General features: G+C 42.1%; 29 protein-coding genes and 2 riboswitches. Of the genes, 7 read left to right on the forward strand and 22 right to left on the reverse strand.

Features of this window, described 5'->3' with window-relative positions:
• Positions 1-167: 167 nt before the first annotated feature.
• The 13 genes from SB660_RS07860 to SB660_RS07920 form a co-directional block, all read right to left on the reverse strand.
• On the reverse strand, positions 168-800 hold the full coding sequence (locus SB660_RS07860) for a SpoIIIAH-like family protein (RefSeq protein WP_003216063.1): 633 nt from the start codon (positions 798-800) through the stop codon (positions 168-170).
• On the reverse strand, positions 800-1,471 hold the full coding sequence (gene spoIIIAG / locus SB660_RS07865) for a stage III sporulation protein AG (RefSeq protein ID WP_012010535.1): 672 nt from the start codon (positions 1,469-1,471) through the stop codon (positions 800-802). The genes SB660_RS07860 and spoIIIAG overlap by 1 nt, the downstream gene beginning before the upstream one ends.
• Entirely contained in the window at positions 1,464-2,096 is a 633-nt protein-coding gene (spoIIIAF, locus tag SB660_RS07870) for a stage III sporulation protein AF (RefSeq protein WP_144462747.1), read from the reverse strand. Before spoIIIAF ends, spoIIIAG begins: the two co-directional genes overlap by 8 nt.
• Positions 2,097-2,110: 14 nt before the next feature.
• Positions 2,111-3,304 (reverse strand): stage III sporulation protein AE, encoded by a 1,194-nt coding sequence (gene spoIIIAE, locus SB660_RS07875; RefSeq protein ID WP_058014702.1) that lies wholly within the window; start codon positions 3,302-3,304, stop codon positions 2,111-2,113.
• Between the two features lie 19 nt (positions 3,305-3,323).
• Positions 3,324-3,737: a stage III sporulation protein AD gene (spoIIIAD, locus tag SB660_RS07880; RefSeq protein WP_144462743.1), complete on the reverse strand. Its 414-nt coding sequence runs from the start codon at positions 3,735-3,737 to the stop codon at positions 3,324-3,326.
• Complete coding sequence (gene spoIIIAC / locus SB660_RS07885) at positions 3,734-3,940, reverse strand: stage III sporulation protein AC (protein ID WP_003153142.1); 207 nt, start codon at positions 3,938-3,940, stop codon at positions 3,734-3,736. Before spoIIIAC ends, spoIIIAD begins: the two co-directional genes overlap by 4 nt.
• A gap of 19 nt (positions 3,941-3,959) precedes the next feature.
• Positions 3,960-4,475, reverse strand: coding sequence for a stage III sporulation protein SpoIIIAB (gene spoIIIAB, locus SB660_RS07890; RefSeq protein WP_058014701.1), 516 nt, complete (start codon positions 4,473-4,475; stop codon positions 3,960-3,962).
• Positions 4,469-5,392 (reverse strand): stage III sporulation protein AA, encoded by a 924-nt coding sequence (spoIIIAA, locus tag SB660_RS07895; protein ID WP_268496891.1) that lies wholly within the window; start codon positions 5,390-5,392, stop codon positions 4,469-4,471. The genes spoIIIAB and spoIIIAA overlap by 7 nt, the downstream gene beginning before the upstream one ends.
• A gap of 66 nt (positions 5,393-5,458) precedes the next feature.
• Positions 5,459-5,740 (reverse strand): YqhV family protein, encoded by a 282-nt coding sequence (locus SB660_RS07900; RefSeq protein ID WP_268496889.1) that lies wholly within the window; start codon positions 5,738-5,740, stop codon positions 5,459-5,461.
• 179 nt (positions 5,741-5,919) lie between these two features.
• The gene (efp, locus tag SB660_RS07905) at positions 5,920-6,477 is read right to left on the reverse strand and encodes an elongation factor P (RefSeq protein ID WP_003215497.1); all 558 of its coding nucleotides are present in this window, start codon (positions 6,475-6,477) and stop codon (positions 5,920-5,922) included.
• 25 nt (positions 6,478-6,502) lie between these two features.
• A complete protein-coding gene (locus SB660_RS07910; RefSeq protein ID WP_410582036.1) occupies positions 6,503-7,564 on the reverse strand; it encodes a M24 family metallopeptidase in 1,062 nt (353 codons plus the stop codon).
• The gene (aroQ, locus tag SB660_RS07915) at positions 7,561-8,004 is read right to left on the reverse strand and encodes a type II 3-dehydroquinate dehydratase (RefSeq protein ID WP_003215787.1); all 444 of its coding nucleotides are present in this window, start codon (positions 8,002-8,004) and stop codon (positions 7,561-7,563) included. The genes SB660_RS07910 and aroQ overlap by 4 nt, the downstream gene beginning before the upstream one ends.
• Before the next feature lie 108 nt (positions 8,005-8,112).
• The gene (locus SB660_RS07920; protein WP_410582038.1) at positions 8,113-8,640 is read right to left on the reverse strand and encodes a YqhR family membrane protein; all 528 of its coding nucleotides are present in this window, start codon (positions 8,638-8,640) and stop codon (positions 8,113-8,115) included.
• 222 nt (positions 8,641-8,862) lie between these two features.
• On the opposite strand from SB660_RS07920, the gene SB660_RS07925 reads away from it, so the two are divergent.
• Positions 8,863-9,819: a DUF1385 domain-containing protein gene (locus SB660_RS07925; protein ID WP_410582040.1), complete on the forward strand. Its 957-nt coding sequence runs from the start codon at positions 8,863-8,865 to the stop codon at positions 9,817-9,819.
• 38 nt (positions 9,820-9,857) lie between these two features.
• Positions 9,858-10,253 (forward strand): SA1362 family protein, encoded by a 396-nt coding sequence (locus SB660_RS07930; RefSeq protein WP_003215754.1) that lies wholly within the window; start codon positions 9,858-9,860, stop codon positions 10,251-10,253.
• Here SB660_RS07930 and SB660_RS07935 read toward each other — a convergent pair.
• From SB660_RS07935 to SB660_RS07945, 3 genes are all read right to left on the reverse strand, one after another.
• Positions 10,250-11,125: a patatin-like phospholipase family protein gene (locus SB660_RS07935; protein WP_058014695.1), complete on the reverse strand. Its 876-nt coding sequence runs from the start codon at positions 11,123-11,125 to the stop codon at positions 10,250-10,252. The genes SB660_RS07930 and SB660_RS07935 overlap by 4 nt on opposite strands.
• Positions 11,126-11,228: 103 nt before the next feature.
• Entirely contained in the window at positions 11,229-11,663 is a 435-nt protein-coding gene (gene mntR, locus SB660_RS07940; RefSeq protein ID WP_003215946.1) for a transcriptional regulator MntR, read from the reverse strand.
• 86 nt (positions 11,664-11,749) lie between these two features.
• Positions 11,750-12,586 carry a lipoate--protein ligase family protein gene (locus SB660_RS07945; RefSeq protein ID WP_003216009.1) on the reverse strand — a complete coding sequence of 279 codons (837 nt, stop codon included), beginning with the start codon at positions 12,584-12,586 and terminating at the stop codon, positions 11,750-11,752.
• A gap of 219 nt (positions 12,587-12,805) precedes the next feature.
• On the opposite strand from SB660_RS07945, the gene SB660_RS07950 reads away from it, so the two are divergent.
• A complete protein-coding gene (locus SB660_RS07950; protein ID WP_041816283.1) occupies positions 12,806-13,186 on the forward strand; it encodes a rhodanese-like domain-containing protein in 381 nt (126 codons plus the stop codon).
• A gap of 44 nt (positions 13,187-13,230) precedes the next feature.
• On the opposite strand, the gene gcvPB is transcribed toward SB660_RS07950, so the two are convergent.
• From gcvPB to gcvT, 3 genes are read right to left on the reverse strand one after another with little or no spacing between them, the layout of a single operon-like run.
• The gene (gcvPB, locus tag SB660_RS07955) at positions 13,231-14,688 is read right to left on the reverse strand and encodes an aminomethyl-transferring glycine dehydrogenase subunit GcvPB (RefSeq protein ID WP_058014693.1); all 1,458 of its coding nucleotides are present in this window, start codon (positions 14,686-14,688) and stop codon (positions 13,231-13,233) included.
• Positions 14,681-16,027, reverse strand: a complete 1,347-nt coding sequence (gene gcvPA, locus SB660_RS07960) for an aminomethyl-transferring glycine dehydrogenase subunit GcvPA (protein ID WP_410582044.1) — start codon at positions 16,025-16,027, stop codon at positions 14,681-14,683. The genes gcvPB and gcvPA overlap by 8 nt, the downstream gene beginning before the upstream one ends.
• A gap of 16 nt (positions 16,028-16,043) precedes the next feature.
• Positions 16,044-17,141, reverse strand: coding sequence for a glycine cleavage system aminomethyltransferase GcvT (gene gcvT / locus SB660_RS07965; RefSeq protein WP_144462734.1), 1,098 nt, complete (start codon positions 17,139-17,141; stop codon positions 16,044-16,046).
• Between the two features lie 104 nt (positions 17,142-17,245).
• Positions 17,246-17,341, reverse strand: a riboswitch (glycine riboswitch).
• 3 nt (positions 17,342-17,344) lie between these two features.
• Positions 17,345-17,452: riboswitch (glycine riboswitch) on the reverse strand.
• Between the two features lie 250 nt (positions 17,453-17,702).
• Here gcvT and SB660_RS07970 point away from each other — a divergent pair.
• From SB660_RS07970 to sinR, 4 genes are all read left to right on the forward strand, one after another.
• Positions 17,703-19,373: a DEAD/DEAH box helicase gene (locus SB660_RS07970; protein WP_410582046.1), complete on the forward strand. Its 1,671-nt coding sequence runs from the start codon at positions 17,703-17,705 to the stop codon at positions 19,371-19,373.
• Positions 19,374-19,387: 14 nt separating this feature from the next.
• Positions 19,388-20,185, forward strand: a complete 798-nt coding sequence (locus tag SB660_RS07975; protein ID WP_058014689.1) for a YqhG family protein — start codon at positions 19,388-19,390, stop codon at positions 20,183-20,185.
• A 182-nt stretch (positions 20,186-20,367) separates the two neighbouring features.
• Complete coding sequence (locus SB660_RS07980) at positions 20,368-20,532, forward strand: anti-repressor SinI family protein (protein WP_003217357.1); 165 nt, start codon at positions 20,368-20,370, stop codon at positions 20,530-20,532.
• Between the two features lie 33 nt (positions 20,533-20,565).
• Complete coding sequence (gene sinR / locus SB660_RS07985; protein WP_012010555.1) at positions 20,566-20,901, forward strand: transcriptional regulator SinR; 336 nt, start codon at positions 20,566-20,568, stop codon at positions 20,899-20,901.
• Between the two features lie 67 nt (positions 20,902-20,968).
• On the opposite strand, the gene tasA is transcribed toward sinR, so the two are convergent.
• The 3 genes from tasA to tapA are packed head-to-tail and all read right to left on the reverse strand — an operon-like array spanning position 20,969 to position 22,971.
• Positions 20,969-21,769, reverse strand: coding sequence for a biofilm matrix protein TasA (gene tasA, locus SB660_RS07990; protein ID WP_058014688.1), 801 nt, complete (start codon positions 21,767-21,769; stop codon positions 20,969-20,971).
• A gap of 57 nt (positions 21,770-21,826) precedes the next feature.
• A complete protein-coding gene (gene sipW, locus SB660_RS07995; RefSeq protein WP_058014687.1) occupies positions 21,827-22,399 on the reverse strand; it encodes a signal peptidase I SipW in 573 nt (190 codons plus the stop codon).
• 44 nt (positions 22,400-22,443) lie between these two features.
• Entirely contained in the window at positions 22,444-22,971 is a 528-nt protein-coding gene (gene tapA / locus SB660_RS08000) for an amyloid fiber anchoring/assembly protein TapA (protein WP_410582052.1), read from the reverse strand.
• Between the last annotated feature and the right edge of the window lie 228 nt (positions 22,972-23,199).

Here is a 23,199-nt window from a genome sequence, read left to right on the forward strand (position 1 = left end):
TTTTTCTTTATAGGCTAGTACTAAAAGTACATACTATAACCATCTTACAGGAGGATTTCAATGAATTCAACTACTATTGTGGCGAAGCGCTTTGCGAGAGCATCTTGAAGAGGGCGCAAAACCGCATCAAAAAACGCCCTTTTCGGCAAAGGGCGTCTGTTCATTTTTTATTCGTTAGAGGGCTCAAAAGTGACCGCTACGTTATCAAGACCTCTCATTTCTTTTGTGACCATATCAATAATATCGGCAGCTTGGGACTTTGATTTTTTGTCAGAACGAACTGTGATGCTCACTTTATCTCCCTCTGCACTCACTAGCGCATCTTTATAACCTTTTGTTTTAATTAAGGTTTCAAGTTGACGCTCCGTTCCTTCTGCTTCACTAAGCGCTGTCATTTGGTCATACGCTTCGCTTTTTTCTTGTGCTGTTGCATCATCACTGGATACGATTTCGTTGAACTCTTCGCGCTGCTTGCTTCGTTTATCTTCAAGCTCTAATCTGTATGTTGTAAAAAGCTCATCGTCTGTTTGCTCTGACACAGCCTTTCCTTCTTCACCGCTTGTTTCGATATCCTCTTGTTTACCATTTGTTTCTTTGTCAGTGGACTTCTCATCAGCGCCTTTTTCTGTTCCTTTATCCATTCCTTTTTCTGGTTCAGTCTTTTTCTCTTCCGTTCCTTTTGATTTCATCTCTTCTACTGTCACTGCATTTTCACCTTGTGGAGACATGATATAGTACACACTTAAGACGACAACTAAACTTAGCATCGTTAATAGCCAAACCGTTTGTTTTTTTAACATCATTCCGAATCCTCCTTGATTTTTTTAGGGGCAACAGCCACTCTATGGCTCGGTACATCAAGCACTCGTGTAACCGCTTCAATGATGGTTTTCTTTATTTGAACGTTGTCTACTCCTTGAGCAACAACGAGAACACCTCGAATATCTGGTTTTTTCGTTTGCACCACAACTGGCGTTTCTTCATTGCCATTTTTGATGATGACGATTTCTTCTTCTTTTGTTTGATCAGTGACACTTCGCACGCCGCCTTCTTTATCTGTTTCTTCGGTCGTTGTGCTTTTATTGGATTTGTTTTTTTCAAACACTTTTAAAGAAGTTGCGTCTACATTGACCACAATCGATACATCCTCAACGCCAATAATGGTCTCTAAAATTTCTTTCAGCTGATTTTCGTATTCTTGCTCCACATCCTCAATCGAATTCTTTGATTTACTTGACGATGCCGGCTTGAATACCTCCTGCTCTTGTGAGGTTGTTTTTTTAGAAGCAGGAACAGCAGCTTGTTCTTTGCTTGATGGCGGTGACAAGATCTGACTGACTAACATGAAAGATACGCCGATGATGAATACAAGCAGCAAGTAATGGTGCTTCGTTAATTTTGGTTTCCCTTCACCTTTTTCAGGCGGCTGCAAGAATGATTTCAGCTTTTGTTTCCAGTCCTTGTTATTCATGATCTGCTGCGTCACCTCCCTCAATGTTCAGCGCAATGTGCTCAGGACTCGTATTCCAAACATCAGCAAGCGTCTCTTTCACCCTCTTGATCTCTTTGCTAGAAGATCCAGCGCTGTCCTCCTTTTGCCTGGAGAGATCAATGTCCACCTTTGCCACCGTTTCTACAGCATCACCTGTGAGCGGGGAAAGAACTGCTTTGATGCGAAATTGATCCGCCTCCATATTCTGATCCAGGTGCTCAACATCTGCCTGCACTTCTACGTGTTTCATTTCATAGCTCTCCTTCTCCAGTGGCTCCTTTGCGCTTTTTTCTAGTTGGACAGCCATTTGCTTTAAAATATATGCACGCTGAGAGGCTTGTATTTCTTTTTTTTCTAAATTCATCTGATTTTTTATTTCTTCTGACTGTGCTTCTTCCTTCCCCTTCATCAATTCTGAGAAGATTTGGTCAGGGTCTGCCCGAAATAAAGCAAAAATCGGATTGAGCATCACGACAATCAACAGGAGACTGACGACCATTTTGGCATATTTTTGCATGCTTGAATTGGGAAGCAGAAGATCAATGACAATCGCAAATAAGATAAAGAGAATAATACTTGTGATCCATTCCGTGAGAAAACTCAAAAGGTGTCCCCTCCTTACTTCATCATCATGGTCAAATTGCCAGCAGTGATAATGACGGTAATGCTTAAAAAGAACATGAGCGATACGACAGCAAGTGCAGCAAAGATATAGAGCACACTTTTTGAAATGACATCAAGGCAGCTGATAATCGGACCGCCTCCTAATGGCTGAAGAATGGCTGCGGCAAGCTTATATATAAGAGCTAGCGAGAGCACTTTGATCGCAGGGAAGGCGGCAATTGAAATGAGAATAGCGACGCCGACAAGTCCGACCGTATTTTTAAGTAATACAGAGGCACTGATGACGGTATCCGTCGCATCTGTAAACATTCTGCCAAGGACGGGGATGAAATTTCCGGTAATAAATTTGGCTGTACGAAGTGTGATACCATCTGTAACCGCAGCAGATGCCCCTTGCACAGAAATGACACCAAGAAAGACAGTTAAAAAAACGGCTAACCCGCCTATCGCCACATTTCTTAACAGCTGGGCAAGCTGGGTAACCTTGTATTGTTCAGTCAGCGTACTGACAATGCTTAATATCGCTGATAAAAAAATAAGCGGAAGAACGACATATTGAATAAAAACGCCGCTCGTATTCATCAAAAATAAGATAACCGGATGAAAGAATCCGGCTGAGACAAGCCCGCCTGAGGAAGCAATAAGTGCTAATAACAGAGGAATAAGAGCAAGAATAAAACTGGTCATCGTTTGAATGGCTTCCGTTGCATAAGAAATCGCCACATGAAAGCTGTTGAGTGCAATAATGATCAGCACCATATAAACAAGTGCGTATGCGACTTTACTGACAGTGCTCTGTTCAAATGCATTCTGCAAAAGCTGTAAAAGCGAACAAAAGATGGTGAGTAAAATCAGTGTCCCAAGGAGCTTTCCGTTTGCGATGACCTCGTGAAAAAGATAATGAACAAAGGCTTTCAGCCATGTCTTGGGAGACAGCTCTTTATCGCCATCAATCATTTCTTTCACTGTTCCTTTTTGGCTTTCTGGCAGAAAGCCGCCATACTCATCCAATATGGTTTCCCAAAAGTCACTAATGGAATGAAGCTCAAGTGCATCAGCTTGTCCAGCCGCCACGTCTTCTGCTGCTGGTGCTTCATTTGATAAAGGCTCTTTTTCTTCTGCACCTGCGTGCGGAGCGATCAGCCAGAAGAAAAGCATCAGTCCCATAACAGCTGTCACCCGTTTCATTGTCATCACCTCTTTTCAATTAAGTCATAGACGGGATCATACCTAAGATCGTCTCAATGATGACTGTTAAAATAGGAACTGCCATGACCAAGATGAGAATTTTGCCGCCAAGCTCTATTTTTGATGCAATGGCGCCTTGTCCAGCATCTTTTGTCAGCTGGGCGCCAAATTCCGCAATATAGGCAATGCCAATAATTTTTAAAATGGTTTCAACATACTTCATATTGACACCGGCACTTGCCGCAATTTTTTCTATCATCGAGATAATGGCATAGATTTGATCTATTAAATAAAGAAAGATCACACACCCTGTAAATACAACTAGCAAAAAGGCGAAGGTTGGCTTTTGTTCTTTGACGATTAATGCTAAAAAAGTAGCGATTAAACCAAGTCCAACAATTTGTATGATTTCGATTTGTAAGCCCTCCCCTATCCTTGAAATAGAAATACGGCTTTAATCTTTTTAAACAAATCATCTACAATGGTTGCTACCATAAACAAAATGTAGATAAACCCAAGCAGCGTGACCCACTGAGCGTACTCCTTTTTCCCCATTTGATCTAAAATCGTATGGAGGAATGCCACAACGATGCCTACTCCCGCAATTTGAAAAATGACGTTTACATCAACGCCCATGCTCTCGACTCCCTTCCTCTCACATCAATAAAAGAATCAGTAGTAATCCGCTTAAAAATCCGAGGCTTCTGACCATTTTTTCATTTTTGGCTTGGGCGATTTCAGCTTCCTTCTCCTCCGATTCCAAATGACCTAAAGCAAGCTTGATATATTTTTGCTGAGACGTGACATCATGCTGGCCAAGTGTTTCTCCAAAGTGCTTCAGTGCCTCATATTCGCCTTTTTTTAAGACGGTTTTTTTCCAAACATCCTCAAGACTCTCATTCCATGCATGCCGTGCAGAAAAAGTTCCACCTTTCAGCTTTTCTGCAAATTGTTCAAATAACCGATTCACAGGAGTGCCTACTTGTGACGCAATTTGCTCTGCTGCACGCGCTAGAGGTGTTTGACCATACATAATTTCAGCTTCAAGAGACTGGAGCGCAAACCGGAGCTGTCGAATTTGTTTCGGCCGGTCGCTATATCGTTTGGCAAACTCGAACCCTCCCCAAGTCGTAGCCGCGACAATCAAGATAGCGCCAATGAGCTTTAACATACGTCCACTCCCCGCCTCCATTTCATCTCTTGTCCGCCTTGGTCATATATTCGTCCGATCGTGCCGGGACCGTCCTTGCGATTTAATTCAATATAACGCTCAAACACACGAAGCTCCCATAGCGGTTTCAATGATGGACGTTTATATACATCTTCAAGTGAATACCCATGAACGGAAACGATAATGGTGACCCCCGCATGAATCGCTTCTAAAAGTGCCTGCACATCCTCGCGTTTGCCGATTTCATCGACAATCATGATCTCTGGACTCATAGACCGAATCATCATCATCAAGCCCTCAGCCTTTGGACACGCATCGAGCACATCCACCCGGTGTCCAAACTGGTGCTGCGGCACCCCTCTTATACACCCAGCGATTTCTGATCGCTCATCTATAATGCCTGTTTTTTTAGGAGGAATTGCTTTTGTGCCCGTACTAGCCAGTCTTGCTATATCCCGCAATAATGTCGTTTTCCCTGTTTGCGGTGGACCGATGATCAGTGTATTGCACCAGTGCTCATCATATAAATAAGGAAGAAAGGGAAGCGCAATCCCGACTTTTTCTTTTGCGATGCGGATATTAAATGAAGAGATATCTCTTAATCCTTTGACAATGCCGTTTTCAACGATCACCTTTCCTGCAAGTCCCACCCGGTGCCCGCCTGAAATGGTGATGTAGCCTTGCTTTAGCTCCTCTTCAAGTGTGTACATGCTGTAATTGCTCAGCCTGCCTAATAGCTGAGACGCATCTTCTCCTGTTGTGCGATAAGAAAGAAAGCGCGGTTTTCCTCTTTGCATTAATTCAATAGGACGATCCGTGCGAATGCGGATTTCTTCTATTTGATCCCATTCTGCTTCTTTTAGCAGTCTAAGTTCTTGTCCAATCGAGTGCGGGAGAATATCCAACAAGCTCCGCAACGAATTCCCCTCCTTTTTTTCTTCTCTAAAATGTATGATGGGAGCCGTTAATTATGCCAAGCCGTTTTACTTATAAATCCCAACAAGAATAAATACGACACCAATGAAAATAAAGACGAGCTTGGCATAGGATAACTGCCCTGCGATTTGATAGATTCCAATCGTCATCGTGATAATAAAAATGAGCGGCCCAATGATCGCCAATATACTATTAATGACAACCGCTTTTCGGACATCATTTGTGACTAAAATGAGGATGGCGGCTGTCATTTCAATCGTTGCTGATAAAAACCTCATGCCTGCCATCGCAGCGACTGATGGATGGATGCCCGGGAGAAATTGTTTCATACTAGAACCTCCAGCTTTTTTTACACTATATGCTTGTCTAGCTGGAAGTAGTCTTGTTTTTCGGAAAGGAAAAGAGATGAATGAGAGAATTGAGAGAAGGCGTACCTTTTGGGGGAGTCTTACATGTTTTACAATAAAAAAAGACTGTAAACACGAGGTTTACAGTCTTTTTTCGTTCATTACGCTCTTGACACGTATGAACCGTCTGATGTATTAATGACTAGTTTATCTCCTTGGTTCACAAAGAAAGGAACGTTGACGATTAAACCAGTTTCTGTTTTTGCAGGTTTTGATCCGCCTGATGTCGTGTCACCTTTAATACCAGGCTCTGTTTCTACTACTTCTAGTTCTACCGTGTTTGGAAGTTCTACTCCAAGTGTTTCAGCACCATACATCACAATGTGAACCGACATATTTTCTAGCAAATATTTCAGCTCATCTTTAATTTGTGTTTCACTTAGTTCAAGCTGCTCATAAGAACTTGTATCCATGAAGACATGTTGGTCGCCATTTGCATATAAATATTGCATTGTTTTTGTTTCGATTTGAGCTTTCGCTACTTTTTCGCCTGCACGGAATGTTTTTTCTTGAATAGCACCAGTACGCAGGTTACGCAGTTTCGAACGAACAAACGCTGCGCCTTTCCCTGGCTTTACGTGTTGGAAATCCACTACACGCCAAATACCGCCGTCCACTTCAATTGTCAGGCCTGTACGAAAATCGTTTACTGAAATCATTTTGTCATCCTCCTACATTTCACCATCATAATATGATAAGTTCTTTCGGTGAGTGGGTCAATCGTTTATTGCCGTCAGCTGTCAGGACAATATCATCCTCAATTCTCACGCCGCCGACATCCGGCAAGTAAATTCCCGGTTCAACTGTCACGACCATGCCCTCTTCTAAAACGACCTCTGATCGTGAGGAAAGGCCTGGCGCTTCATGTACTTCCATCCCTAGCCCGTGGCCAGTTGAATGCCCGAAGTATTGACCATAGCCATACTTTTCAATGATGTCACGTGTGATGCGATCAGCTTCTTTTCCTGTTAAGCCTGGCTTGATTCTATCCACACCAGCGTTTTCTGCTTCTAATACGATATGATAAATTTCCTTTAACTTATCGCTCGGTCTGCCAACAGCAATCGTTCTTGTCATATCAGAACAATACCCTTTATAGTAAGCACCGAAATCGAGTGTAACTAAATCACCAGATTCAATCACCTTTTCACTCGCTCTTCCGTGCGGCAGGCTTGAACGAACACCTGAGGCGACAATCATATCGAATGAAGATCCTTCAGCGCCTTCTTTTCTCATGAAAAATTCAAGCTCGTTCATGACAGCAATTTCCGTCAAGCCCGGCTTGATGTAAGTGAGAATATGATCAAAGGCGTGATCTGCAATCTTCGCAGCTTCCTCTAATATCTTAATCTCTTCACTAGACTTAATCAAGCGCAACTTTTCAACTGATTCTGAGACCGGAACAAGCTCAATATCACCTGCTCTATCTGCATACTGCTGGTACGTGGCAAATGTCATATGGTTTTGTTCAAATCCAAGGCGTTTGATCCCAAATTCCTTTGCCGTTTGAGCTGCGGTTTCTGCGATATTTCCTTTATGTTCAATAATGTCGAAGCCTTTTACTTGGTCCTTCGCTTGCTCTGTATAACGGAAATCCGTGATAAAAGCTGCCCGATCCTTTGAAACAACGGCGAGACCGGCTGAACCAGTAAAGCTGGTCATATACTGTAAATTAAAGCTGCTCGTAATGACTAGACCATCGATCTCTAATTCAGATAAAAGTGTTCTTAACTTTTCAAGTTTCATGATACTGCTCCCCCTTCACTCACTAAATAACGAATCGCCAATTTATACCCTTCTAAACCAAGACCAACGATTTGCCCTTGGCATACTGGAGCAAGTACAGAATGATGGCGGAATTCCTCTCTCTTATGAACGTTTGAGATATGTACTTCAACGACGGATAAAGAAATACTTGCAATGGCATCTCTCAGGGCATAGCTGTAATGTGTAAAAGCCCCCGGGTTAAATACGACTCCATCGTACTGATCTTCTGCCTCGTGGAGCGCATCAATCAAATCTCCTTCGTGATTTGATTGAAAGAACGTTAACTGGATATTGGCTCTTTCTGCAAACTGGAACAAATCTGTCTCTAAATCTGTCAGCGTCTTACTTCCGTAAACAGCCGGCTCTCTTTTGCCAAGCCTATTTAAATTCGGCCCATTCAGCACAAGAAAATGAGGCATACAACCACTCCTTCACCCTAATTCAATCTATATCGAGATCTGTTTCTTTTTCCTTAGAAACCTTTCGTTTCCAAAAATATTTTATCATATGAATAGGTGATTTACACTTTATTCTGTCTTTTTCCCGAGTGCCCTCGCAAGCTTTTGACTCGTTAATTCATTATATTCAAACGAAATACTGTACCCGACAAACATGCCGTATAAAATATATAGGCAAAATGTCGTGACGATGGTGCTTTGCTGCAAATCTTGTACTTGCTTTACATCTGGGAAAATCGGGTTAAATAAGTAAAAAACGATCAGCCATAAAAGCGCGCCATATATCAGCCCCATCCAATAGCCTTTGATCCGTTTCAAAAGCCCATAATAAATAAAGGCTGCTCCGATTGATAAAACCCCTAAAAGCACAATACTGATAAAAGTACCAAGTCCGCCCTTTTTCCACTCTCCGAGCACAAAAGGCTGAAGGAGCATATTGGGACTCACCTCTGAGAAATGAAACATATGGGTCAGAAACCCGATAAAGCCCCAAAAAACACCGCCAACAAAGCCTGTCGCAGCTGCTCTTGCCAATAGCGATGACGTTTGTACAGACTGATTGTTCTCTTCTTGGTTTTTCTTTTCATCACGTTTCATTTGTGAACACCTCCAGCAAGTAGTATGTCCAAAATGTCATAAAAAAAAGGATTTCCATACGTGAGTGTAAAATTTTTATAACAGGGTATACTGGCTAAAAAGAGGTAGATAGAATTCTAGTAGATAATCGACCTGTGCGCTAGTGATTTCCCTACATTTCCTGTACAATAAAGGTATAAGGAAATGCATGTAAATTACAGGAAACAGGCAGGTTGATGAAATATGTCCAATCAAACAAAATCTCCAGCATATGGAGGGCAGGCAGTTGTCGAAGGTGTCATGTTCGGAGGTAAAAAGAACTATGTGACAGCGATTCGGCGTAAGGATCAGTCCATTGAGTTTTTAAAGCTTCCCCGGACCTTCAATAAACGAACCGCCTTTCTCAAGAAAATCCCCTTTGTCAGGGGTGTTGTTGCACTTGTTGAAGCAAGCGCAAATGGCAGTAAGCACTTGAACTTCTCCAGCGAGCGCTATGACTTAGATCCTTCAGAAGATCATACTCTTGAAAAAGAACAACAAAGCTCAAAATTATCTATGATTTTCGGCATTGCTGTGATCGGAGTTCTCTCTCTCCTCTTTAGTAAATTTGTCTTTACCCTAGTACCTGTCTTTTTAGCTGAACTTGTGCGGCCCGTCTTTTCAGGGAATTTCGCACAAATCGCAGTTGAAACATTCTTTAAACTGGTCCTGTTATTAGGCTATATTTACTTTATTTCCATGACCCCTTTAATTAAAAGGGTATTTCAATATCATGGCGCAGAACATAAAGTCATAAACTGCTATGAACAGAATCTTGACATCACAGTGGAAAATGTCCAAAAACAATCACGTCTTCATTATCGATGCGGTAGCAGCTTTATTTTATTCACTGTCATTGTCGGAATGTTCGTCTATTTACTCGTACCGACAGATCCTTTATGGGTGAGAATTCTGAATCGCTTGGCGCTCATTCCAGTTGTTCTCGGCATTTCATTTGAAGTGCTTCAGCTTACGAATAAACTCCGAGAAGTGCCTGTGCTGAAAGTGCTTGGCTATCCTGGCCTTTGGCTGCAATTGCTGACAACAAAAGAACCTTCTGACGATCAAGTCGAGGTAGCCATTGCAAGTTTTAATGAACTTCTTCGTTTAGAGGAAGCATCTCTGAAACAAGCGTCAGATTCTGCTCATCAAGTGATCTAACTTATAAATCCGGTAAATTCCTTCGGAGGTGGACAGTTATGAATCGCCGAGTACATCCTGCTTTTACCATTATTTTCGCTTTAGGTGTTTTGGGATTTGTGTATTTACTCACAACGAATCCAGGCAGACTTTTTACAATGCTGCTATCAGTTGTGATCATTGGAGCGGTTATGTTTTTCCTATTTAGATGGCTGATGAATCGAAGAACTGGAACAGAGGGCAATCTTTATCGTAAAGCAGTCAAACAATCTAAACGTCGCTACCAGCAGCCTAAACCAAAAACGAAAAGCCAGATGAAAAATCGGGTCACTCATTTGCGAAGCGTGCCGACTGACCACAAGTCTAAGCCCGTCCTTCTCAAAAAGAAAAGCCAAACACAGTTAACTGTGATTGAAGGCAAGAAAAACAAAAAGAAGAATCGCGCTTTGTTTTAAAATGTCCAGCTTTTTAAAAATTGCTCGGCCTTCTGTCTGCCTAGATCGACGAGCGCCTTTTTCTTTTCTGTCATCAGCTGAAAATCAGTGGCAATGACGTGTTCTACAGGAATAAAAATCACATGACGTTCGTGTTTTGTGGCAATGTGTCTTTCGTCATGAGCACCACGCATCGTTTCAAAAAGAGCGCCAAACAGTTCAAACGCATTGCGGATGGAGTGTTGAGGGCGTTCTTTTTCGTTTGGGGTTAATGTGACACCGACGAACGGTCTTTTTTTCTCTTCGGCAAACAACCAAATTGGAAAATTACTAAGCACGCCTCCATCCACAATGGTACAAATGCCTTTTGATGACTTTAGTTTGACAGGCTCGAAAAAATACGGCAGACTGCAGCTCATCCGGATTGCCCTTGCAACAGAAAAACGCTCTGGATTTAAGCCGTATGAAGGAAGGTCGTCTGGCAGCACGAGAATTTTTCCATTTGTTAAATCAGAGGCAACAATTTTCAGCGAATCTTTTTTAAGATCCCCAAATACGGTGACCCCCTTTCGTTTCAACACATCTGTCAGCCATTTTTCCAGCCGGTCGCCTTTGTAAAGACCAAGACGCCAATAAATAGACACCCATCTAAGCATTTTAAACGGGATGAATTGACATCTCCTATCAAGCAACTGATGTTCATCCATTTCATCTAAAAGCCCCCGAATCTCCTGACTTGTAAAGCCTGCCGCGATGAGTGAAGCAATGATCGCTCCAGCACTTGTACCAGCAAGGCGGACAAATTGATATCCTCTCGCTTCAAGCGCTTCATAGGCACCCGCAAGTGCTGCCCCTTTAATGCCTCCACCTGAGAACACACCATCTATCTTCATCGAGGAGCCCCCTTTGATATCACGCTATTAATAGTGTAAGAGCATATGCTTTCAATTAGAACTTTAATCAAAAAGGACACCCATGCTGAGGGTGTCCTTTTTCTTAAGATTCTTGATTTGTTTGTTCGTTCTTCTTTTGAATCGCTTTCAGCTGAACAGATCGCTCGTCGTTTTCTTCAAAGAATTGAACGAGATCGCCGATACGGTCAATGCTGTTCCAGCTGAGATGATGTTCAATGCCTTCTACATCATCATAAATTTTCTCTTCATCTACACCAATGATTCTTAAAAATTGCTCTAGCAGTTCATGTCTGTATACGAGACGTTTTCCAATTTTTTTGCCTTTCGGGGTTAAAATTAGACCACGATACTTCTCATAAATGAGGTATTCATCTTTATCTAGCTTCTGAACCATTTTTGTTACAGAGGAGGGATGGACAGCGAGTGCTTCTGCAATATCAGAGACTCTGGCATATCCTTTTTCTTCTATCAGCATATATATTTGTTCAATGTAATCTTCCATACTAGGTGTAGTCATAAAACCCCTCCATAATGCACCTTTACTTAATAATCATAACAATTCTACACCATCGCCCATTAAAAAACAAGGAGTGTCCACTGTCTTTAACGCTTGTAATTCCACTCGTCTGATGCATATTTCGTTTTGGCAAGGTGGTGGACAAATGCTAACTCTTCATCTGTCAGCTCATAAGGCACAAGCTCAATATTTAATCCTTTTTCAAATCCTCGTTTAAACGCCACACGCGCATCATCTATTGTACAGGTTCGGTCTGAGATTTCATTGATGGCGACCGCTTTGTTTTTAAAGCTTCTCTGCATCCGCTCTCTCACCCGGTCGTTTGGATAAAGAAATAAATCGAACAATTTGTCCTCATCAAGGTCAATTAAGATGGAGCCGTGCTGGAGGATCACTCCTTTTTGTCTCGTTTGAGCACTGCCTGCTACCTTTCTGCCTTCTACGACAAGCTCGTACCAGGAAGGGGCATCAAAGCATACAGACGATCTTGGGTTTTTTAAGCTTTCTTTTTCTTTATCTGTTCGAGGAATGGCAAAATACGCATCGAGTCCCAGTTCTTTAAAGCCCTCTAAAATGCCTTCTGAAATGACGCGGTATGCCTCTGTCACCGTCGCCGGCATTTCTGGGTGTTCCTCTGACACAATCACGCTGTAGGTCAGCTCCTGATCATGAAGAACCCCCCGCCCTCCAGTTGGTCTGCGCACAAACCCAAGGCCATAACGCTCGACTGCTTCCATGTTGATTTCTTTTTCAACATGCTGAAAATACCCAACAGACAATGTCGCCGGATTCCATCCATAAAAACGGATGACAGGCGGGATGAGCTTCTCACTATGCCAATAAAGCAAGGCTTCATCCATTGCCATGTTAAAGGCAGGGTCTTGATTTCCTGTATCAATGAAACACCATTTCTCTTTTTGCATATAAAATCCCTTCTCTTTTACGTAGTCAATGTTAGATGATGGTCACAGCCACCGATATTCTCTCTTCATCAGTCTATCAAATAGGGAACGAATTGAAAATAATTCTGACCATTTATGATGACAAGTTTCTTTTGCTTTACTATAATAGTATTTGTCTAAAACGTACCATCAGACAGGCCACTGTGCTGATGCTCAAGAAGGAGTCGAGTTGTATTGTCAATGTTCAACTATATCGTCCTCTCACTTTGTGGACTTTTCGTTCTTTATTCTGTCGGCAGCTACATTTATCAGCAGCGTATTATGAAAACGCTGACGGAAGCAGAATTTATTAAAGGTTACCGCAAAGCTCAACTCATTGATGTGAGAGAGCCAAATGAGTTTGATGGCGGACATATTTTAGGGGCAAGAAACATCCCCCTTTCCCAGCTAAAACAGCGCAAAAATGAAATTCGTCCTGACAAGCCTGTTTATCTCTATTGCCAAAACAATTTGAGAAGCGGAAAAGCAGCGCAAACTTTACGTAAAAACGGCTGTCGTGAGATTTATAATTTAAAAGGCGGCTTTAAAAAATGGGGCGGCCGCATCAAAACAAAGAACTAACAAAAAAGACTCTGGGAGCATGATCCCCCCTGAGTCTTTTTTCTTTATCTTTCAAAAACGAGAACTGGATTTCGCGCGGCCTTTGTTTCGTCCATTCGTTTGACGACTGTTGTATGCGGCGCTTCCTGTACCACTTCTGGATTTTCTTCTGCTTCTTTGGCAATCTGAATCATTGCTTCGATAAAGGCATCAAGAGTTTCTTTTGATTCTGTTTCAGTTGGTTCAATCATGATACATTCCTCTACATTGAGCGGGAAGTAGATCGTTGGCGGATGATAGCCAAAATCAAGTAATCGTTTGGCAATATCCAGTGTACGCACACCTAATTTTTTCTGACGTTTACCTGAAAGGACAAATTCATGCTTACAGTGACGGTCAAATGGCAAATCGAAATGAGTACTTAAACGGCGCATCATATAGTTCGCATTTAACACAGCATTATCAGTTACAGCCTTTAAGCCGTCTGGACCCATAGAGCGAATATACGCATACGCTCTGACATTAATGCCGAAGTTGCCATAGAACGGCTTCACGCGGCCAATTGATTCTGGTCGATCATCATCGAAGTAAAAGCGGCCTTCTTTCTTTACAAGCACCGGCTTTGGCAAGTACGGAATCAAATCCTTTTTGACGCCTACAGGACCTGAACCAGGGCCTCCGCCTCCATGTGGACCTGTAAAGGTTTTATGAAGATTTAAGTGAACAACGTCAAAGCCCATATCCCCCGGTCTTGCTCTGCTCAAAACGGCATTCAAGTTGGCTCCGTCATAATAAAGCTTGCCGCCAGCTCCGTGAACGATTTCAGCCATTTCTAAAATATTTTCTTCGAATAGGCCAAGTGTATTTGGATTCGTCAGCATTAAAGCCGCAGTTTCTTCATTGACAACACGGCGCAGGTCCTCTAAATCAACAAGTCCATTCTCATCAGATGCGACGGTAATGGTTTCAAATCCGGCCACTGTCGCAGATGCAGGGTTCGTTCCATGAGCAGAATCCGGTACAATGACTTTTGTTCGCTTATGGTCTCCTCTTGCTTCATGGTACGCACGGATCATCATGAGTCCTGTCCATTCCCCGTGTGCTCCTGCCGCAGGCTGTAATGTCACAGCGTCCATCCCCGTAATTTCTTCAAGATGATCACCTAGGTCATACAGTAATTCTAATGCTCCCTGCACAGTGTCCGCCTCCTGTAGTGGATGGACTTGCGCGAAGCCTGCAAAGCGTGCAACCTTTTCATTAATCTTTGGATTATATTTCATCGTACAAGAGCCAAGAGGATAAAATCCGGAATCGACCCCGTGATTACGTCTTGATAATGCTGTATAATGACGCATAATATCAAGTTCAGATACTTCAGGAAGCTCCGCATCCTCATGACGGATATACGCCTCATCAAATAAGGACGGGATCTCCTGTTCAGGTACATCTAAATCAGGCAGGCTATAACCAATTCTTCCTTCTTTGGATAATTCAAAAATAAGCGGCTGATCTTGTTTATTCATGGCGATCCCCCAATTCCTTAATGAACGTATCAATTTCTTCTTTCGTTCTTAGCTCTGTCACGGCGACGAGCATGTGATGTTGAAGCGCTGGGTAGTCTCTCCCTAAGTCATAGCCGCCGATGATTCCTTTTTCAAGCAATCGTTTATTGGCTTCTTTTACAGGTTCTTGTAATTTGATGACAAATTCATTGAAATGGGCCCCTTCTACATCAGCAAGCAGTCCATATGCTTCTGCCTGCGTCTTCGCATAGTGAGCTTTTTGCACGTTTTGATAGGCGATGTCTTTGATGCCTGTTTTTCCGAGCGCTGTCATGGCAACGGAAGCGGCTAATGCATTTAATGCCTGATTCGAACAAATATTAGACGTCGCTTTATCTCTCCGAATATGCTGCTCACGCGCTTGAAGGGTTAGTACAAACCCACGAACACCATTTTCGTCTTCTGTCTGTCCGACTAAACGGCCTGGCACTTTTCGCATCAACTTTTTCGTCACAGCAAAATATCCGCAATGTGGCCCGCCAAACGCTGCTGGAATGCCAAACGGCTGTGCATCACCAACGACAATATCTGCTCCAAGTTTTCCTGGCGGTGTCAGTAACCCGAGTGCAAGTGGATTACTAGAAACAACGAACAGACTTTTTCCATTATGCGCAATAGGTTCGATGTCTTTTAACGGTTCGACGACACCAAAAAAGTTTGGATATTGCACAAGAACTGCTGCTGTCTCGTCGCAGACAGCCTTTTCTAATGCTGCTAGGTCCGTCTGTCCTTTTTTCGCAGGCACTTCAACAACTTCGATGTGCTGTCCTTTGGCGTATGTTTTTAGCACGGCTCTTGATTCAGGGTGAACCGTTTCAGAAACAACCACTTTTTTCTTTTTTGTATGTCCAGCAGCTAGCATCGCCGCTTCAGCTAATGCCGTCCCGCCGTCATACATCGAGGAGTTAGCAAGATCCATACCCGTCAGCTCAGCAATCATTGTTTGAAATTCAAAAATGGCTTGTAGTTCACCTTGCGAAATCTCCGGCTGATAAGGTGTGTATGCTGTATAAAATTCAGAACGTGAGATGACATGATCCACAATGACAGGCTGATAATGATCATAGACTCCGGCACCAAGAAACGATGCATAGGAAATCGTATCTTTGTTCTTTGCAGCTAATCGGGATAATTCCCTTACAAGCTCTGTTTCAGATGCGGCTGCTTTAATGTTGTATGCTCCTTTAAATCTCACTTTTTCTGGGATATCTGAAAAAAGCTCATCGATCGACTGAACGCCGATGACATCCAGCATTTCTTTTTGATCTTGCTCGGTTTGCGGCAAATACCTGTGCTTCATCCTCTATTCCCCCTCGTTATTTGGCTCTTTTATAAAATGGTGTTGCGACGATTTTTGCTTTTAGACGTTTTTTGCGAACTTGTACTTCTATCTCTGTTCCAAGCTGCGCCTGAGAAGATTCGATTAAAGCAAGCCCGACATTTTTCTTTAATGTTGGGGATTGTGTGCCTGTGGTGACAACTCCAATCTGCTTTTCTCCTGAGAAGACTGGATAGTCTGTGCGCGGAATCCCTTTATCTATCATTTCAATGCCGACAAGCTTTCGCTTCGGCCCTTCTTCTTTTTGCTTCTTGAGCGCTTCTTTGCCAATAAAATTGGCTTCTTTATCTGTTTTGACCGCAAAGCCAATCCCGCCTTCTAATGGAGAGATCTCCTTTGTCAGCTCCTGGCCATAAAGCGGAAGTCTTGCTTCAAATCTCAAGGTGTCACGCGCACCGAGCCCGCACGGTATTAACCCTTTTGGCTCGCCTACTTTCAATAAAACCGACCAAATGTGGACCGCATCTTCTGACTTGCAGTAGATTTCAAAGCCGTCTTCCCCTGTGTAGCCCGTTCTTGAAACAAGCACCTCTTTTTGAGCAACCTCAGCTTTTGATAAAAATGTAAATGGCTTGAGCGATGTCACTTCTTCACCCGCTACAGCTTTCATGATGTCAGCGGCAAGAGGTCCTTGAAGGGCTAGCAAGGCGATTTGATCAGAGACATTTTGGATCAATACGTCGTTCGCCTCTTGATGCTGAAGCAGCCATTCCACATCTTTTTCGATATTCGATGCATTAATGACAAGCAAATAATCGTTCTTTTCTTTTTGATAGACGAGCAGATCATCCACTGTCCCGCCATCTTCATAGCACATGGCTGTATATAGTGCCTTGCCGTTTGTCAGCTTCGACACATCATTGGTTAATAACCTTTGTAAAAAAGGAAGGGCGTCTTGACCTTTGATTTCCACCTCACCCATGTGAGACACATCAAAAAGCCCTGCCTTTGTTCGAACAGCTTCGTGCTCTTCTTTAATGGAAGAAAATTGGACAGGTAATTCCCAGCCCCCGAAGTCAATGGTTTTTGCGCCAAACGTTTCATACGCATGAAAAAGCGGTGTTCGTTTCAACATCAATCGTTTCCCCCTTTTTTCTTTCAGTGCAGATCACAAGCTGAATTTTCAGAAAAAAATCACAGCAAAAAAGGACAGAGCGCTCCCTTTTATCAAAAAGAAGTCTCTGTCCTTGCACCTGAAAGTTTACAGCACAACATCATTGTGCGTTTTCCCCTTTGGTGGTTTGCTAAAAAAAGATGAGCAAACACTCTCCAGAGTTGCGTCCGGTAAGAGTACTTTTGCCTGAGAGATTCACTGAAACGATTCAGCTTGCTCCTTCGGCGCCTGCCAGTGCTAAATACCCGCCAAGTCTCTCCTCATACCATCATCCGCTCATATTTTTCACATTTATTGGACATACTATCAAAATGGGTGACTTATTTTCTAGATCACTTACCAACATCCTACCATTAGAAACGGATGAAGAGCAACAGAAAAATCATTAACATTTTTTAAACAACCACTCATTATCGTTCGCTTTTATTCAAATATCTAGTCTTTTCAAGACCTCTTAAAAAATGAAGCGTTTAAATACAGAACAATTTTATCCTTAACCTACTAGAAAGGCAGGCGATCACATTGAAGATTCAAACGATTTTTGATCAGGAATGGGCAAGTGAATTTCAGCAGCGGCTTTCAGCAGACGGACCATGGGCGAACTGGGAAATGTACCGTTTAGCGACGCAGGTCCAAAAAGTCACAGCCATTGATTCATTTGAAGGACTGCAAGCTCCTGCCCATCTGCCTGCATTCACGCCTTTAAAACATCAGCTTGAAGTTGCCAGAAGAGTCGTAGAAGAGATGAACGGAAAAGCCATTTTAGCAGATGAAGTGGGACTTGGAAAAACCGTAGAAGCAGGACTTATTATCAAAGAATACATGATTCGTGGACTTGCCAAAAAAATTCTCATACTCGTTCCCGCCTCTCTTGTATCTCAATGGGTACAGGAGCTGCGCACGAAATTTTATATTGATGCTGTCGAACAAAAAAAGAGCTACGTGTGGGAGCAGTGTGACGTCGTGGTTTCCTCCATTGATACAGCCAAAAGGCAGCCGCATCGAGATACTATTTTATCCATTGCCTACGATATGGTCATTATCGATGAAGCACACAAACTGAAAAACAATAAAACGAAAAACTATGAATTTGTGAGAAATCTAAATAAGAAATTCTGCTTGCTGCTGACAGCGACGCCTATCCAAAACCGTATCGGAGAAATATTTAATCTCGTTTCTCTTCTGAAGCCAGGTCACCTAGGGAATGAACATCAGTTTAAAGATGTCTTTGCCAAAAAGGATTTACAGCTAGAAGACCATGACCGTTTAAAACAGCTTGTGAATAAAGTGATGATTCGTAACCGAAGACAAGACACAGGCATCGAGTGGACAAAACGGCATGTCAAAACGATTTCCATTGATTTCTCTCCGACAGAACAAGCATTATATGATGAAATCTGCAAGCTGAAAGAGAACCCATCTTATACGAAACACATGTTTTCCATCATGACCTTGGAACGAGAATGCTGTTCAAGCCGTGAGGCGGTCTATATGACAATTAAAAAAATGCAGGAAGATGAAAAACATATCCTTGGATCCTCTGCTATAGCGCAAATTATGGAGAAAATCAACCAAGTGCAGCAAAACACAAAGGCGCTTGAAGTCGTCAAGCTTATTCAGCAGTTAAATGAAAAGGTCATTATTTTCACCGAATACCGCGCGACACAAATTTATTTACAATGGTTTCTTCAGCAAAATGGCATCAGCTCCGTTCCTTTTCGGGGCGGCTTTAAGCGGGGCAAAAAGGATTGGATGAAAGATTTATTTAGAGAACGGGCGCAAGTGTTAATTGCTACAGAAGCAGGCGGTGAAGGAATCAACCTTCAGTTTTGTAATCAGATCATCAACTACGATCTTCCGTGGAATCCGATGCGTCTAGAACAGCGGATTGGACGTATCCACCGCCTTGGACAAGAGCGGGATGTCCACATTTACAATATGGCAACTAACGGTACCGTCGAGGAACACATCTTAAAGCTTTTATATGAAAAAATTCAGTTGTTTGAAAACGTCATTGGCGATCTAGATGATATCTTAACGCGAATCGATATCAAAGATGCCGAAACAGAACTGCATCAGATTCTTTTTCATCATGAATCAGATGGAGACATGAAAAAGAAATTAACCCAGTTTGCTTCCTATTTAACAGAAGCAAAAACACCGCTTTTAGAAAAAAGACAGCAAGGCTCATAAAGGAGAGTTGATCAATGAAGCAGCGTGACATACATACCTTTCTTCTCCGTTTCTTTCAGGCAAATCAATGCGACATACTGGAAGAAAGCGCAGGACATATGACCGTACAACTGACCATCGATATGGATAAATTGATAATGAACCGCCCTTTTTATTGGCACTGGCTTGAAAAAACTGGTGGTGTTCCGGAGCCGCGGCAATTGACCCTCATCACCGATCAAAAAATAGTGGATGACACTATTGAAGGTGAATTTATCCACTTCGGCTCCCCTCGTTTATTTCAGATTTTTGAAGCCGTCAAACAGCAGGGCCGATTTATCCGTCTCTATGAACGAGTCACTCCACTCATGACCAAACAGATCGCACTCGAGCCTTGGCTTGGTCTCAATGTGAAAATTTCTTATCTCGCAGATCGAAAGAAGGATAAGCTTTTATCACTAGGACTTCATCTCATACGAGGAGAAGTCGTTGAACAATTTCAAGAAAAGCTAGAAACCCGTGAGCTGTCATCTCAAATTCCCGATTACTGCTTTACGATGAGTACAATGATCAAGCCAGAAAGCGGAATCAGACGGCTCTACAGTTTAATGGAGCATTACGCCCATGAGGAACCAGATGATTGGGCGGTAAGAGCTGTTCAAAAATGGAAAGAAGACACTGAACTTTTAAACCAATTTTATGAAGGGACTTCAGACACGTCTGTAGAATATGAAATAGAAAGACAAGCACTCAAAACTTTATACGAACCAAAAATCAGTCTTACGATTGAAAATGGCGGACTTTTTTACTTACAGCAAAAAAGAGGAGGTTGATCCATAGGTCCCCTCCCTTTCATGTGACGTACAATTTTCGATCAGCCAAAAGCAACGTTTGTCTGTTTGTATTGGGCGGAAAAATGACGCAAGCAAACTACGAGGTCTTACCACCTGTGTCTTTCCATTTCATGCGTTAAGTGCCTGAAATACATGATTCAGTATTTTAGGAGGGTATTTGTATGGAAAAGAAAACGAACATATTAGACAGTGAATGGGTTCAATTATTACTTGAAGCTCGTAAAGCAGGGCTAACAGTGGAAGAAGTCCGTCAATTCCTCAAATCAAGTGAAAAGTCCTCTGAGTCTCACCCTCTGGTAAGAAGTCATTCTATCAAACCTTTCTGAATGTGCTATAATATCGAAAGGAAGGTGATGACATTGATTGGCCAGCGTATTAAACAATACCGCAATGAAAAAGGCTACTCACTATCAGAACTGGCCGAAAAGGCTGGGGTAGCGAAGTCTTATTTAAGCTCAATAGAAAGAAACTTGCAAACAAACCCCTCCATTCAATTTCTTGAAAAAGTCTCCGCTGTTCTGGACGTCTCGGTTCATACACTGTTACACGAAAAAGATGAAACCGAATACGATGGTCAATTAGATAGTGAATGGGAAAAACTAGTTCGAGATGCAATGACATCAGGGGTTTCGAAAAAGCAATTTCGTGAATTTTTAGATTATCAAATCTGGAGAAAAAAGCAAGAAGAGGAGTAAAGCGCACATTTTAGCGCATACTCCTCCAATTGCTATGCAGAACTTGATATCAGTCTAAAGACTGGCTTTATTTTTTATCTTCGCTGTGTGCTTTTTCGTTTTCTTTCACGTAGCCTTTTTCATCCGTATGCTTTTTGGGATTGATCGTTAAACCATTCCACTGAGTCGCTTCGAAGGAAAGATCAATTTGAATCGCATCGCCTTGGTATTTATTTTGGATATAGTGACCAGCTTTATCCTTCGTCTGGTCATTGACAAATTCAATGATCATTTCCATTTTATCGTAATCAAACGGGTTCTTTGGTATGCCGTCATACTCTGGAGCCACTGTTCCATCAACAGTTGCTACATTAATCTTCCCGCTTTCATGTAAAAACTTCTCATCGACGGCATGACGAAGCTTTTCAAATGCGGTCTGATCCTGTTTTGCCGTTAGTTGATGCAAGTCAAGCAGGTTTGCAGCGTCTAAGATAATATTTTTCGGATAACCATTTCCACCTTCAGCTCCGACCGTCAGAACACTTACCTGAAACTGGCTAAGAAATTCTTCAGCTGTATTCTTACCGCCATTTTTTGCGGAAGCTCCGTCTTGAAACTGGCTGTAATCAAGACTCATCAGCACTTGATTGATCGCAAGCGATCCTTTATTTTCAAAATTAAATTCTTTTTTGATCCGATCACCAGGTTTTAAGTTTGAAAGGTTGATGGCGCCGGAGTTCTCTTTTGCAGATAAATCCAGCTCTCCTGTCGAGTAGACCGCGTTTGCCGTTTCAACATCGTTAAACGCCGCCCATGTCCCCCCACCGATTAATGCCAGGCCTAAAGCCCCTGATAATACACCTAAACGAATTGATCTTTTCTTTACCATGAATGAACCCCCTAATAAATTGTTTTATTGAAACCTAATTAGGTTACAAACGAAAATTTAAGCTTGTTCCTCTGACATATGTAAATCAGCTGTGCGTCTTCGGTGTTTTGCAGCGCCCACAAAATGAAGAGTTGAATAAACGAGCAGCATCACACCTGGTATAATGAGCAGCAACGCGGTTCCAGCCGAAGTCCCAGCATACGAAAGAAGCTTTCCTGCATAAGGAATGTTCACACCCGTATACTGCGCAGCTACCTGATCCGCTTTTACTAGCGTGCCGTCCCGATACATATTGTTGTCACCTTTCGTCTCAAAGGCTTTATTTGCTCCCTTTCCTTTCACCCCAACAATTCGGTGGGTCACATAAGACTGGTCCTGTTTTGTTTGAAACGTGATAATATCTCCTTTTTTAAGCGACTCCGGTGAAGTCACTTCTTTTACGACAATGAGTGAGCCAGTTGGAAATTCTGGTTCCATTGATCCAGATAATACTTGCTTGAATTGAAAACCGAAAATTTGAGGATCTCCTCCTGTAGTTCTTGATGACAATACGACAATAATGCATGCAATCATCACCGTGAATACCACCACATAAAGAATACTTCCAGACATCTTCATCCATTTTTTCATGACCTCTTCTCCCCTTCGCCTATCATTAAAAAAGACAGCTCTATTTAAGATACCTTTTCTTGACACTTTACGAGCTGCATATGTTTAGACCATATAAATGCTTTTTCAGACCCACCAAAACCTATAGGATAATAAATTTTAAACGCATAAATTCCATTCGTTTTTGCTTTATCTGTCGTGACAGTCACTGTTTCTTGTGAAAGAAGGGATTTTATAGAACCTTTTTCAAGAATATGACCATCTTGTAACGGATTCTGCTCACTTTTCACTTTATGTAATTCCCATTTCCATTCAGAGTGTGCAATAGATTGTCCACTATTTTTTAATGTCATGCTCAAGCTTTGAGGCGCACAGACTGTTCCTTTGATCATTGTTTGATCGATGAGTTCCAAATGACTTCTATCCCATTTGGCAGGCTGACAATGCTGATCCGTCTGTTCAAAATTTTCGCATGTTTTCATGACAAAGTTTGAGTGCTCAACATCGTTAAAAGAAGCGTTCGTTGTTGAGATCAATAGAGACGTGAAAATCAAACAAATGGCACAAAAAAGTACAAAGAGCGACTGTTTCATTCATTCTCCAACTCCTTGAACGATTGTTCTTTAATAAGAACGATTACATACAGTATAAGGAAATACCTATAAAACCCAAAACGTCAAATTAGTCCATTTTGTTCTTAAACAAGAATGATTACGAGAAAATTCTTCCATTTTCTCATTCTTTCGCCGTATTCAATATTTTTTTGTGTGACATTTGTACTTCTTAAAAATTTACATAAAAGTGCAGCATTTGGTCAAAAT

The sequence above is a fragment of the Bacillus sp. SIMBA_005 genome (assembly GCF_046535585.1).
In the GTDB taxonomy this organism is placed as follows: Bacteria; Bacillota; Bacilli; order Bacillales; family Bacillaceae; genus Bacillus; species Bacillus pumilus.